Here is a 12,357-nt window from a genome sequence, read left to right as displayed (position 1 = left end):
GGCCAGACAGGTCGGACCGGGACGGGGGCCCTCCGATAGGGAATGAGTGCTTCAAGCTCGAGATGCAGATGTGAGCCTCGCAGGCGAATGCCATCTCAGGGCCAGCAGGCTTTGCTCCTGCACAACAGGCCGGATAGAAGACTGCAGCCCTGCCTCCCGCTTCACCACATGCATTGGCAATTTGCGATCCTGGAGGCGCCCATATAAGGCCTTCCCGAGCATAGCGAGTCGTTAACTCGTCAAGGCGCCTAGGCGTGAAAGCGCACGGTGAAGCGTGCGCCCGGGCCCATGCCATCGGGCTCAACGAATCCGGGCCGGCGGGGGCGAGCGTCGTCCAGGCTCAGTTCAGCGTCGTGCTGCTGGGCTATCTCACGGACGATGGCCAGGCCCAGGCCCGAGCCATCGACATTGGTGCCCAGGGCCCGATAGAAGGGCTGGAAGACCTTTTCGCGCTCGGCCTCAGCAATGCCTGGCCCCGAGTCCTCGACCTGCAGCACGCAGACCTGGCCGAATGGGTCTTCAACGACACGCACGGTGATGGTGCCGCCGGGCGGGGTGTAGAGCAGGGCGTTGTCGACCAGATTGCGAATCAGCTCGCGGATCAGCAACGGATGGCCGTGGATGCGCAGCGCGCTGCTGTCTTCATCCGGCCCCTCGTAGCCGAGGTCCAGCCGCTTCTCGAAAGCCCGCGGCACGAAATCGCGCACGGTCTCCATCGCCAGCTCGGGCAGGTTGACGGCGACGCGGCGCGCCGCATGTTCCTGGTCCTCGGCACGGGCCATGGCCAGCAGCTGGTTGACCATGTGCGCGGCGCGCTGGCTGGACAGCGCGATCTGCTGCAGCGAGCGCTTCAGCTCGGTCGGCGTGCTGCGGCCTTCATCAATCTCGCGCTGGGCGAATTCGGCCTGGGTGCGCAGACCGGCCAGCGGCGTCTTGAGCTGATGGGCCGCGTCGGCAAGAAAGTGGCGCTGGCTGCTGATCGATTGATCGAGGCGCTGCAGCAGGTCGTTGATGGCACGCACCAGCGGCGCCACTTCATCGGGGATGCGGCGTTCGTCAATTGGGCTCAGGTCGGAGCTGTCGCGAGACCGGATGCGGCGCTGCAAATCGTTCAGCGGCGCAATGCCGCGCGCCAGCGCCAGCCAGACCAGCAGCACGGCCAGCGGCAGGATGACGAACTGCGGCAGGATCACGCCCTTGATGATCTCGTTGGTCAGCCGGGACCGCTTGCCCAGCGTTTCGGCCACCTGCACCAGCATCGTGCCGCTGCTGCCTTCGGGCGTCACCCACAGATAGGCCACCCGCACCGACTCATTGCCGACCTCATCGTCACGAAAACGCAACTCCCAGGGCACGATGCCCTCCTCCGCCGGCGGTGGCGGCAGGCCGCGGTCGCCGCTCAAGAACTCGCCGCGCGGATTGAGTACCAGGTAATAGACGGTATCGGACTCGTCGGCGCGCAGCAGTGCCGCCGCTTCGCTGGACAGGGCATAACGCGACCGCGCCTGCCCGCTGCGCTGTTCCGAGGCGATTTGCAGCCCCAGGCTGCGGGCGGTTTCACCGAGCTCGCGGTCATAGGGCTTGCTGGCGATGCCCTGGGCCACCAGCCAGGTCAGCGCGACGCTGATGGGCCAGATGACCAGCAGCGGCGCCAGCATCCAGTCAAGGATTTCGCCGAACAGCGAGCGTTGGCCGGATTCAGCGGCCATGGCGACCCAAGCGCAGTGCGGAGCTCAAGGTATGGCGACGGCAGGGCAATCGGAATGGTGGGGTCAGGTCTTGACTTCCTGGATCTTCTCCAGGCAGTAGCCCAGGCCGCGCACCGTGGCGATGCGGATCGGCCCCTGCTCGATCTTCTTGCGCAGACGGTGGATATAGACCTCGATCGCGTTATTGCTGACCTCTTCGCCCCACTCGCACAGGCGCTCGACCAGCTGATCCTTGCTGACCAGGCGGCCGGCACGCTGCAGCAGCACTTCCAGCAGGCTCAGCTCGCGGGCCGACAACTCGACCATCTGCTCATTGATATAGGCCACCCGGCCGGTGGCATCAAAGGACAGCGGGCCGTGCTTGATGATGCTGGAGGCGGTGCCCAGGCCGCGCCGTGTCAGCGCGCGCACCCGGGCCTCCAGTTCCTGCAGCGAGAAGGGCTTGGCCATGTAGTCGTCTGCACCCAGGTCGAGGCCCTTGACGCGCTGCTCGACGCTATCGGCCGCCGTCAGGATCAGCACCGGCACGGCCGAGCCACGGCCGCGCAGCTTGCGCAGCACCTCAAGCCCATGCAGGCGCGGCAGGCCGAGGTCAAGAATCACCAGGTCGAACTCATGCGAGGCCAGCGCCGCGTCGGCTTCGGTGCCGGTACTGACCTGGTCGACCGCATAGCCGGTCGAGCGCAGTGCGCGCAGCAGGCCATCGGCCAGCACTTGGTCATCTTCTGCAATCAGGATGCGCATCGATGTCTCCGTGGCCGCCTGCTGTGGCGGTTTCTTCAGGCATTCTATGGAGGGATTGAGATCACCCGGCGAATTGCTGACGTCCGAGACGCGGCAAGCATCCGGGAAAACGCCAGGCCCGCTTGGCAGGAAATATTGCGTCTGCCTTTTGTGGCTCATCCCATGAGCCAGCTGCCGCCTAGGATGAGCTTATGTCTGCAGGCCCGAGCGCTGGCCAAGCCACCGCGCACTTGTCAAAAAGCAGCAGATAAACTACTGTACAAACATCCAGCTTGCGCCATAATGCGCTGCAAATTCAGGAGAGATTCATGGACGCCCCCGTCAAGCAGCTGAACACCGAGAAAGCCAAGGCCCTGCAGGCCGCCCTTGCCCAGATTGAAAAGCAGTTCGGCAAGGGCTCGATCATGCGTCTCGGCGAAGGCGAGGTGATCGAGGACATCCAGGTGGTCTCCACCGGCTCGTTGGGCCTGGATATTGCGCTGGGCGTTGGTGGTCTGCCGCGCGGCCGTGTCGTCGAGATCTATGGCCCTGAATCTTCGGGCAAGACGACGCTGACGCTGCAGGTCATTGCCGAGATGCAAAAGCTCTCCGGCGTTTGCGCCTTCATCGATGCCGAGCATGCGCTGGACATCCAGTACGCGCAGAAGCTGGGCGTCAATCTGCAAGACCTGCTGATCAGCCAGCCGGATACCGGCGAGCAGGCGCTGGAGATTGTCGATGCGCTGGTGCGCTCGGGCTCGGTTGACCTGATCGTCGTCGACTCGGTTGCCGCGCTGACGCCCAAGGCCGAACTCGAAGGCGAGATGGGCGATTCGCTGCCGGGCTTGCAGGCCCGCCTGATGAGCCAGGCGCTGCGCAAGCTGACGGCCACGATCAAGAAGACCAACTGCATGGTCATCTTCATCAACCAGATCCGGATGAAGATCGGCGTGATGTTCGGTAGCCCGGAAACCACCACCGGTGGCAATGCGCTGAAGTTCTACGCCTCGGTGCGCCTGGACATCCGCCGCATCGGCTCGATCAAGAAGGGCGAGGAAGTGATCGGTTCAGAGACCAAGGTCAAGGTGGTCAAGAACAAGGTCTCGCCCCCGTTCAAGACGGCTGAATTCGACATCCTCTACGGCGAGGGCATCAGCCGCGAAGGTGAAATCATCGACATGGGCGTGATTGCCAAGGTGGTCGACAAATCCGGCGCCTGGTATGCCTACAACGGCGAGAAGATCGGCCAGGGCAAGGACAACGCCCGTGAGTTCCTGCGCGAGAACCCCGATATCGCCGTCGAGATCGAGAACAAGGTGCGTGAATCGTTGGGCGTGCCGCTGCTGACCGAAGGCGACGCCAAGGAATGACGGCGCTGAATCCGGCCGAGGCGCTGGTGCGGCGTTTCTGGGCGCTGTACCAGGCCCGGCGCTGGGCCGAGGCACAGGCCTTGCTGGCCGAGCAGGCGGTGTGTGATTGGCCGGCCACCTTGGAGCGCTATGTCGGCGCGGCCGAGGTCGTTCACGTCAATGCGGTCTATCCTGAGGGATGGAGCATTCACCTGCTGGAGCTGAACACCTTGACAGATGGCCGGGTTCACGCCTTGGTTCGAGTTGATCAAGGGGAGGCCTCCTTCTATGCCAATGGCTTCTATCGGGTCAGCGGCGATCGCATTGCCGGACTCAGCGAATATTGGTCCGATGTGCAGCCGGCGCCGGCCTGGCGCCGCGATCCTTCCGCACCATTGCCCGGGCAGCAACGGCTGCCGCGCGACGAGCGGCAAGGCCTGGATCTGGCGCTGGACTGAACGCCCGCCTGCCGGGCGCCGCGGTGGTTTGCAATGAGCAAGACTTTGAGCTTGAAGGCGCGCGCCATTGCGCTGCTGGCACAGCGTGAACACAGCGTGATCGAACTGCGGCGCAAGCTCTTGCGCATTGCGCGCGAGATGGCGCAGGCCGCGGCCGATCAGCGGACCCAGGAAGCGGCAGCCACCGCCAGCGGCACGCCACCTCTTCAACGTCCTCCCCCACCTTCACCTCGACGAGGTCGGCGGGCGGCGCTGACGGATGAGGAGGCTGTTGGCGAACGGGCGAACTATCCAGTCTCGCCGCCACGCATCGAACTGGACGCCGAGCAGCTTGCGGGCATCACCGAGCAGGTCGAGCAGCTGCTGCAGCAGCTGCAGGCAGCGGGCTACCTGAGCGAATCACGCTTTGTCGAAGCGCGCATCAACAGCCGAGCGCAGCGCTTTGGTAATCAGCGCATCCAGCAGGAACTGGCACAGCACGGCCTCAGCCTGGATGCCGAGCAACAGGCGCAGTTGAAGGACAGCGAAATCGAGCGCGCTCGCAGCATCTGGCAGCGCAAATTCGGCGGCGCGGCACCGGCCGATCTGGCGGCACGGGCCAAGCAGACTCGATTCCTCGCCGCGCGCGGCTTTTCGGCCGAAGTCATCCGCCGCCTGTTGCGCGATGCCGAGAACTGATTTGCGGCCCGTGTGTAGGCTTGATATGCCTCAAAAAGAGGCGCTTTGGCCTCGCTTCGGGCACCGCGATGAGGCGGGCGCATCCGCCCGGCAGAGGCTTGATGCAGCGCAGCATGCTACATTGGCGGTCTGTGCAAAAGCTGCCTGTGTGCGCCCGAGTCGGCATCTCCGCGATGTTTTCAGAGGGCACGGGCGGTTTTTTTGCGCCATTGCATCGCTGGCCCATGTCTGTGTTCCCCCCCTGTAACGAGCGTCGTCTGCTGCACCGTCGAGCCATCGATGTGCAGGTCTTCGCGCGCCAGGATGGTGCTTTCGACGTCGAAGCGAGCCTCGCCGACACCAAGACCCGCGATTTGCCCTTGGCTACCGGCCTGCGCCGTGCCGGCGAGCCCATCCATCAGATGGGGCTGCATCTGGTCGTTGATGCCCAGCTGAACATCCTGTCTGCCAGCTCCCGGACTGATTGGAGCCCTTATCCAGGTTTTTGCGACCAGCATGGCAATGCCTACGCCGCCCTGGTCGGCCTGAACCTGATGAAAGGCTTCCGTCAGTCGATCAAGCAACGATTGGCAGGCAGCCAGGCGTGCACCCACCTGACTGAGCTGTGCCAGGTCTTGCCCACCGCCGTCATCCAGGCCTTCGCCGGCCTGGTGCTGGACACGCGGGAAGGCTCTGACAGCGATGTGCCGCCCTATCAACTGGACCGTTGCCATGCACTTCGCAGCGACGGCCCGGTGGTGCAAACTCACTACCCTCGCTGGTATCGAGGCGTGACGGACTCCCCGAGCGCCGACCTTACCCGCAATCCTTCCTGACTATCCATCAAGCGAGACCCCCATGAAGATTCACGAGTACCAGGGCAAGGAAATCCTGCGCCAGTTCGGCGTGCCGGTGCCGCGCGGCATTCCCGCATTCACCGTGCAGGAAGCCGTCGAAGCGGCCCAGAAGCTGGGCGGCCCGGTCTGGGTGGTCAAGGCGCAGATCCACGCCGGTGGTCGCGGCAAGGGCGGCGGCGTCAAGCTGGGCCGTTCACTGGATGACGTGAAGTCGCTGTCCGAGCAGATCCTGGGCATGCAGCTGGTCACGCACCAGACCGGCCCGGAAGGCCAGAAGGTTCGCCGCCTGTACATCGAAGAAGGCGCGGACATTAAGAACGAACTCTACGTCTCGCTGGTCACCGACCGCGGCACGCAGAAGGTCGCCTTCATCGCCTCCAGCGAAGGCGGCATGGACATCGAGGAAGTGGCCCACTCCACCCCCGAAAAGATCCTGACCGAGATGATCGACCCGCTGGTCGGCCTGACCGTCGATCAAGCCAAGAAGATCGCTGCCGGCATCGGCCTGTCTGGCCACTCGGTGGATCAGGCCGTCGACCTGTTCCAGAAGCTCTACAAGTGCTACATGGACACCGACGCGTCGTTGGTCGAAATCAACCCGCTGAACTGCGATTCCAAGGGCAATCTGATCGCCCTGGACGCTAAGTTCAACTTCGACGCCAACGCGCTGTTCCGTCATCCTGAAATCGTGGCCTACCGCGATCTGGACGAAGAGGATCCGGCCGAAGTCGAGGCTTCCAAGTTCGATCTGGCTTACATCTCGCTGGACGGCAATATCGGCTGCCTGGTCAATGGCGCCGGCCTGGCCATGTCGACGATGGACACCATCAAGCTGTTCGGCGGTGAGCCGGCCAACTTCCTGGACGTCGGCGGCGGCGCTACTGCCGAGAAGGTCACCGAGGCCTTCAAGATCATGCTGAAGAACAAGGCCGTCAAGGGCATCCTGGTCAATATCTTCGGCGGCATCATGAAGTGCGACACCATCGCCGAAGGCGTGATCACGGCCTGCAAGGCGGTGAACCTGTCCGTGCCGCTGGTGGTCCGCATGAAGGGCACCAACGAAGAGCTGGGCAAGAAGATGCTGGCCGAATCCGGCCTGCCCATCATCGCCGCCGACACCATGGCCGAAGCCGCGACCAAGATCGTCGCCGCTGTTGCCTGAGTCTGCCTAAGCCCACGCAAGGAAAAAAATCATGTCGATTTACATCAACAAAGACACCAAGGTCATCACCCAGGGCATTACCGGCAAGACCGGTCAGTTCCACACCCTGGGCTGCCAAGCCTATGCCAACGGCAAGAACGCTTTCGTTGCGGGCGTGAACCCCAAGAAGGCCGGTGAGAAGTTCTCTGAAATCCCCATCTACGCCACCGTCAAGGAAGCGGCCTCGCAGACGGGCGCCACCGTCTCGGTGATCTATGTGCCGCCCGCCGGCGCTGCTGCTGCGATCTGGGAAGCCGTCGAGGCCGATCTGGACCTGGCCATCTGCATCACCGAAGGCATCCCCGTCCGTGACATGCTGGAAGTGCGCAACAAGATGAAGGCCAAGGAAGCAGCCGGCGGCAAGAAGACGCTGCTGCTGGGCCCCAACTGCCCCGGCCTGATCACGCCAGACGAAATCAAGATCGGCATCATGCCCGGCCACATCCATCGCAAGGGCCGCATCGGCGTGGTCTCGCGCTCGGGCACGCTGACCTATGAAGCTGTGGCACAGCTGACCGAAATCGGCCTGGGCCAATCCAGCGCCGTCGGCATCGGTGGCGACCCGATCAATGGTTTGAAGCACATCGATGTGATGAAGGCCTTCAACGACGATCCGGATACCGACGCCGTCATCATGATCGGCGAAATCGGCGGCCCGGACGAAGCCGAAGCCGCACGCTGGTGCAAGCTGAACATGAAGAAGCCGGTGGTTGGCTTCATCGCCGGTGTGACCGCCCCTCCCGGCAAGCGCATGGGCCACGCTGGTGCGCTGATCGCCGGTGGTGCCGACACGGCCGATGCCAAGCTCGCCATCATGGAAGAGTGCGGTTTCACCGTGACGCGCAACCCGTCGGAAATGGGCAAGCTGCTCAAGGGTCTGCTTTGATCATTGGCCGTTGAGCCTTTGAACACAAGCCGCCTTCGGGCGGCTTGTTTACTTGTGCCAACCATCAATTTGTAGCGCTCGGTACCACGCAGTTGGCTCGCTCGCTGAGCAAGCTTGGCGCTGAATCTGCGCACACTGCAGGCCGGACGGGCCGAGCTAATAAGATACGCGGATATGGAACTCCTTCTGAGCGGTGATTTCTGGCTGGCCGTGGCCCAAATCATCATGATCGACATCCTCTTGGGTGGCGATAACGCGGTGGTGATTGCACTGGCCTGTCGCAAGCTGCCGCCAGCTCAGCGCCGCGCCGGCATCCTGTGGGGCACGGCCGGCGCGATTCTCTTGCGCGTGGTGCTGATATTTTTTGCGCTGACGCTGCTTCAGATGCCCTATCTCAAGCTGGTCGGTGCGGCCTTGCTGCTTTGGATCGGCGTCAAGCTGATGCTGCCCGAAGAAGGCGAGGGGCACGGCGAAATCCAGGCCAGCGAGCAACTGTGGTCGGCCGTGAAGACGGTGATCGTCGCCGACTTCGTCATGAGCCTGGACAATGTGATCGCGATTGCAGGTGCGGCCGAATCGGCAGGTGGTGGTCACGAAATGATTCTGGTGATTTTCGGACTGCTGGTGTCTATCCCGATCATCGTATGGGGCAGCCAGTTGGTGATCAATTTGATGGATCGCTTTCCGATGGTCATTACGATCGGTGCGATGCTGCTCGGCTGGATCGCGGGAAGCATGGCGCTGACCGACCCAGCGCTGGCCGCTTGGATCCCGCTGCAAGCAGGCAGCAAGCCTGCCGAGCACGCCGTTGTGCCTTGGTTGAGCTACGTTGCGGGCGCGGTCGGCGCACTGCTGGTATTGCTGCTTGGTCGCTTGCTTGCCGCCAGGGCCGCCAAGGCGACGCCATCGGCAGCCGGCGACTGAGGCGGGACGATGGCCGGCGGCTTCTGGAACAAGATGCTGGGCCGCGCTGCGGGCCAGCGCCCAGAGCCGGTCGCCGCGTCCACTGAGTCTGCTGGCCTGGCGCGTTACGAACTGGGTGTCGAATTGGGGCGTGGCGCCATGGCGGTCGTCCATCAGGCGCTGGACACGCAAACGCAGCAGCAGGTGGCGGTCAAACGTCTGCACTTGCAGCGCGACTTTGCTGCCGAAGATTTGGTCGATGTGCGCGCGCGCTTCATGCGAGAAGCCAGTGCCGTGCGCCACCTTCAGCATCCCGATATCTTGCAAGTGCTCGATGCCGGAGAGTCAACTCAGGGAGCGTGGATCGTCATGGATCTGGCCCGCGGGCAGGACCTGAGCCATTTCACCCGGCCGGGTCGTCTGCTGCCGGTACGCGAGGTCTTGCAGATTGCCGCCCGCCTGGCCAGGGCTCTGCATTACGCGCACAGCCAGGGCGTCGTCCATCGTGATATCAAGCCAGCCAATGTGATGTTGGACCGATCCAGCCTGGCGCTGAAGATCATGGACTTTGGCATTGCCCGCATTGCCGATGGCACGCGGACGCGTACCGGCCTGGTGCTCGGTACGCCCTCATTCATGTCGCCCGAACAGCTTGCCGGCTTGAAGGTGGATGGTCGTAGCGATCTGTATTCGCTGGGCGTGCTGCTCTACCAGCTGCTGACCGGCCGTCTGCCCCATCAGTCGGACTCCATGGCGGCGCTGATGAACCAAATCGCCAACCAGGCGCCGCCCGATGTGCGCCATTTCCGGCCCGAGCTGCCCGAGTCGCTGGCGCTGGTGCTGGCCCTGGCGCTCGAGAAACGCCCCGAGCTGCGCTATGCCAACGGCGAGCAGTTCGCACAAGACCTAGAACTGATCCTTCCGCAACTGCCGGCCGACGTGGCGCCGGCGCAAGCCCTGCCTGGCGAAGAAAAAACCGATCCCGCGTTCGCACAAACACTGCGTCTGAAGCCGCACGATCCGGGCGAGAATTCCTGAATGCCGAAAGCGACCTGCCCACCATGAGTCTGGAGATTGAGTTCTACAGCGTGACCGACGTGGGTCGGTCACGCGACAACAACGAAGATTCGGTGGCGGTCGATGAATCGGCAGGGCTGGCGGTGCTGGCCGACGGCATGGGCGGCTACAACGCCGGTGAGGTCGCCAGCCAGATGCTGACCTCCTTCATCAAGGCCGAACTGGGCCGTTGGCTGAAGGAATCTGGCGGGCAGGCCACGGCGCAAGATGTGCGCCGAGCGATGGATATCTGCGTCGATAACGCGAATCGCGCGATTTTCAACGCCGCGAACACCAATCCACGCTACGCCGGCATGGGCACAACACTGGTGCTGGCGGTGATGCGCGAAGAAGGTCTGCTGCTGGGCCACGTGGGCGATTCACGCGCCTATCGCTTGCGCAACGGGCAGCTGACGCAAATCACCCGTGACCATTCCTTGCTGCAGGAGCAGCTCGATGCCGGCCTGCTGACGCCTGAAGAGGCGGTGTTCTCGAACAACAAGAACCTGGTCACCCGCGCAGTGGGGGTGGAAGACACGGTGATGCTGGAGCTCAACCAGCACGAGGTTCAGCAGGGTGATACCTATCTGCTCTGCTCGGACGGCCTGTCCGACATGCTCAACGACGAAGAGCTGGCGCAGTTGTTGATACGCCACCCTTCGCTGTCCGAGGCGGCGCTGTCGCTGATAGATGCGGCAAATGACATGGGCGGCAAGGATAATATTGCGGTCGTGCTGATTCGTGTGGAAAACCGCACAAAATCGGCCGGTCGGGCGTGGTGGCCTTTTGGGCGCAAGTGAACGGCGAGATCGACGCCGTCCCCGCAGCATCGGGGGCCCGGCTCTTCAACGCATAGAACAGACAACAGACTGAGGTCAAGAGCATGGGCAAGCTGGTGGTTTCGCTCGACGGTGTGGTGATCAAGGAGGTCCAGATCACCAAGGACAAGACCACGCTCGGGCGCCGGCCTTACAACGACATCGTGATCGACAACCTGGCGGTCAGCGGCGAACACGCCGTGCTGCAGATGGTGGGCTCCGATGTCTTCATCGAGGATCTGAACTCGACCAACGGCACCTATATCAACGGCAAGGCCATCAAGAAGCAGCTGCTGACGAACAACGACATCATCGAAATCGGCAAGTACAAGATCAAGTTCCTGCTTGAAGACAACGTCGATTACGAAAAGACGATGATCCTGAAGCCCGGTGCCACGGCGCCCACCGGTTTCGGCCTGCCGTCTTCCTTTGGCACGCTGCCGCCGGCGGCCAGCGCTGGCGCGCCGGCCTCGATCAAGGTGCTCAACGGCGCCGCGGCCGGCCGCGAGGTCAGCCTGACCAAGGTCGTCACCACGGTGGGCAAGCCCGGCGTACAGGTGGCGTCGATCACCAAGCGCCCCAGCGGCTATGTGTTTGCGCATGTGGAAGGCCTTGCGCGCCCGACCGTCAACGGCGTGCCGCTGACCGGCGAGTCGATTGCGCTGAAGAACGGCGATGTCATCGAATTGGCCGGCACGCAGATGCAGTTCCAGCAAAGCTGAGACGCGCCCGTGGGGGGCGTGACGCAAATCACGTCGCCGGGGTTTGACGCGCCAGCGCTCCGTCATTCGATGGATAAACGCGACTTCGGCGCTTCCCGGCGGGCAGGTGGGCGCGTAAATTCCGGTCCGTTGACTGCCTTGCGGGCAGTGCGCTCCGAGGCTTTGCGGGCTGATCCCCGATTCACCAATGATTATTCGCGTCCTGGGTTGTTCCGGCGCCATCGCGGCCGGCTACAAGACCACCGCCTTCCTGCTCGACGACGATGTGCTGATTGACGCAGGCACCGGCGTGGGCGACCTGAGTCTGGGTGAGCTGGCGCGCATCGATCACATCCTGATCAGCCACTCGCATCTGGACCATGTGCTGTCCATCGCGCTGCTGGCCGACGCCGTGATGCGCCAGCGCGCCCAGCAAGGCCGCCCGGCGATCCAGGTTCATGCGTTGCCGCAGACCATTGAAGCGCTGCAGCGCCATATCTTCAACGGTGTGATCTGGCCCGATTTCACGCGCCTGCCCACGCCCGAGCAGCCTGCCCTGGTGCTGCGCCCGTTCGCCGTCGGCGAGCGACTGGATCTCGGCGGCCGGCAGATCGAGGTCCTGAGCGCCGCCCATACCGTGCCGGCGGTCGGCTTTGCCGTCGATGGCGGCGAGGCGGGCCATTGGGTCTTCACCGGCGACACCGGCCCTAACCCGGCGCTATGGCAGCGCCTGGCCGAAATCAAGGTCGCACAGCTGGTCATCGAAACCGCCTTTGGCAACGATGAATGCGCGCTGGCGGCCTTGTCCCAACACCTTTGCCCCAAATCGCTGGGCGAAGAGCTTGCGCATCTGCGTGAGCCTGCGGAGGTCTTCATCACCCACATCAAGCCGGGTGAGGTGGCCGCCGTGATGGCGGCGGTCAGCGCCATCGATACGCCGCATCGCATTCAGGCGCTGAGCGTCGGGCAGCAGATGCGACTTTGATTCGCATGTGCAACAGCGATGCCTGCGGCTTGCCGCAAATTGTCAGTTGAGGCA

The 12,357-nt window shown here is 63.5% G+C and carries 13 protein-coding genes; 11 read left to right on the top strand and 2 right to left on the bottom strand.

Going from position 1 to position 12,357, the window contains the following annotated elements; genetic code table 11:
- Positions 1–248: 248 nt before the first annotated feature.
- Positions 249–1,709 (bottom strand): sensor histidine kinase, encoded by a 1,461-nt coding sequence (locus RQP53_RS17190; RefSeq protein WP_315651904.1) that lies wholly within the window; start codon positions 1,707–1,709, stop codon positions 249–251.
- A gap of 63 nt (positions 1,710–1,772) precedes the next feature.
- Positions 1,773–2,453, bottom strand: coding sequence for a response regulator (locus RQP53_RS17185; protein WP_315651903.1), 681 nt, complete (start codon positions 2,451–2,453; stop codon positions 1,773–1,775).
- Between the two features lie 308 nt (positions 2,454–2,761).
- On the opposite strand from RQP53_RS17185, the gene recA reads away from it, so the two are divergent.
- The 11 genes from recA (at position 2,762) to RQP53_RS17130 (ending at position 12,303) form a co-directional block, all read left to right on the top strand.
- Entirely contained in the window at positions 2,762–3,802 is a 1,041-nt protein-coding gene (gene recA / locus RQP53_RS17180) for a recombinase RecA (RefSeq protein ID WP_315651902.1), read from the top strand.
- Positions 3,799–4,239, top strand: coding sequence for a nuclear transport factor 2 family protein (locus tag RQP53_RS17175; protein WP_315651901.1), 441 nt, complete (start codon positions 3,799–3,801; stop codon positions 4,237–4,239). Before recA ends, RQP53_RS17175 begins: the two co-directional genes overlap by 4 nt.
- 33 nt (positions 4,240–4,272) lie before the next feature.
- Positions 4,273–4,917, top strand: a complete 645-nt coding sequence (locus tag RQP53_RS17170; RefSeq protein ID WP_315651900.1) for a regulatory protein RecX — start codon at positions 4,273–4,275, stop codon at positions 4,915–4,917.
- A gap of 173 nt (positions 4,918–5,090) precedes the next feature.
- Entirely contained in the window at positions 5,091–5,732 is a 642-nt protein-coding gene (locus tag RQP53_RS17165) for a DUF2889 domain-containing protein (RefSeq protein WP_315651899.1), read from the top strand.
- Positions 5,733–5,754: 22 nt separating this feature from the next.
- On the top strand, positions 5,755–6,915 hold the full coding sequence (gene sucC, locus RQP53_RS17160) for an ADP-forming succinate--CoA ligase subunit beta (RefSeq protein ID WP_315651898.1): 1,161 nt from the start codon (positions 5,755–5,757) through the stop codon (positions 6,913–6,915).
- 31 nt (positions 6,916–6,946) lie between these two features.
- On the top strand, positions 6,947–7,840 hold the full coding sequence (gene sucD, locus RQP53_RS17155; protein WP_315651897.1) for a succinate--CoA ligase subunit alpha: 894 nt from the start codon (positions 6,947–6,949) through the stop codon (positions 7,838–7,840).
- A 174-nt stretch (positions 7,841–8,014) separates the two neighbouring features.
- A complete protein-coding gene (locus RQP53_RS17150; protein WP_315651998.1) occupies positions 8,015–8,764 on the top strand; it encodes a TerC family protein in 750 nt (249 codons plus the stop codon).
- Positions 8,765–8,773: 9 nt separating this feature from the next.
- Positions 8,774–9,781, top strand: coding sequence for a serine/threonine-protein kinase (locus tag RQP53_RS17145; protein ID WP_315651896.1), 1,008 nt, complete (start codon positions 8,774–8,776; stop codon positions 9,779–9,781).
- A 23-nt stretch (positions 9,782–9,804) separates the two neighbouring features.
- Positions 9,805–10,599 (top strand): Stp1/IreP family PP2C-type Ser/Thr phosphatase, encoded by a 795-nt coding sequence (locus RQP53_RS17140; protein ID WP_315651895.1) that lies wholly within the window; start codon positions 9,805–9,807, stop codon positions 10,597–10,599.
- An 83-nt stretch (positions 10,600–10,682) separates the two neighbouring features.
- Positions 10,683–11,339, top strand: a complete 657-nt coding sequence (locus tag RQP53_RS17135; RefSeq protein ID WP_315651894.1) for an FHA domain-containing protein — start codon at positions 10,683–10,685, stop codon at positions 11,337–11,339.
- Positions 11,340–11,526: 187 nt separating this feature from the next.
- Positions 11,527–12,303 carry a 3',5'-cyclic-nucleotide phosphodiesterase gene (locus RQP53_RS17130; RefSeq protein ID WP_315651893.1) on the top strand — a complete coding sequence of 259 codons (777 nt, stop codon included), beginning with the start codon at positions 11,527–11,529 and terminating at the stop codon, positions 12,301–12,303.
- Positions 12,304–12,357: the final 54 nt, after the last annotated feature.

This window comes from Roseateles aquae (assembly GCF_032337115.1).
Taxonomy (GTDB): Bacteria; Pseudomonadota; Gammaproteobacteria; order Burkholderiales; family Burkholderiaceae_C; genus Roseateles_C; species Roseateles_C aquae.
The sequence above is the reverse complement of the archived record's forward strand: the minus strand, read 5'-3'. Positions and strand labels throughout refer to the sequence as shown.

Excerpts from the sequence above, each read along its gene's own strand:
- RQP53_RS17190 (WP_315651904.1), bottom strand. The coding sequence starts at position 1,709 with ATGGCCGCTGAATCCGGCCAACGCTCGCTGTTCGGCGAAATCCTTGAC.
- RQP53_RS17185 (WP_315651903.1), bottom strand. The coding sequence starts at position 2,453 with ATGCGCATCCTGATTGCAGAAGATGACCAAGTGCTGGCCGATGGCCTG.
- recA (WP_315651902.1), top strand. The coding sequence starts at position 2,762 with ATGGACGCCCCCGTCAAGCAGCTGAACACCGAGAAAGCCAAGGCCCTG.
- RQP53_RS17175 (WP_315651901.1), top strand. The coding sequence starts at position 3,799 with ATGACGGCGCTGAATCCGGCCGAGGCGCTGGTGCGGCGTTTCTGGGCG.
- RQP53_RS17170 (WP_315651900.1), top strand. The coding sequence starts at position 4,273 with ATGAGCAAGACTTTGAGCTTGAAGGCGCGCGCCATTGCGCTGCTGGCA.
- RQP53_RS17165 (WP_315651899.1), top strand. The coding sequence starts at position 5,091 with ATGTTTTCAGAGGGCACGGGCGGTTTTTTTGCGCCATTGCATCGCTGG.
- sucC (WP_315651898.1), top strand. The coding sequence starts at position 5,755 with ATGAAGATTCACGAGTACCAGGGCAAGGAAATCCTGCGCCAGTTCGGC.
- sucD (WP_315651897.1), top strand. The coding sequence starts at position 6,947 with ATGTCGATTTACATCAACAAAGACACCAAGGTCATCACCCAGGGCATT.
- RQP53_RS17150 (WP_315651998.1), top strand. The coding sequence starts at position 8,015 with ATGGAACTCCTTCTGAGCGGTGATTTCTGGCTGGCCGTGGCCCAAATC.
- RQP53_RS17145 (WP_315651896.1), top strand. The coding sequence starts at position 8,774 with ATGGCCGGCGGCTTCTGGAACAAGATGCTGGGCCGCGCTGCGGGCCAG.
- RQP53_RS17140 (WP_315651895.1), top strand. The coding sequence starts at position 9,805 with ATGAGTCTGGAGATTGAGTTCTACAGCGTGACCGACGTGGGTCGGTCA.
- RQP53_RS17135 (WP_315651894.1), top strand. The coding sequence starts at position 10,683 with ATGGGCAAGCTGGTGGTTTCGCTCGACGGTGTGGTGATCAAGGAGGTC.
- RQP53_RS17130 (WP_315651893.1), top strand. The coding sequence starts at position 11,527 with ATGATTATTCGCGTCCTGGGTTGTTCCGGCGCCATCGCGGCCGGCTAC.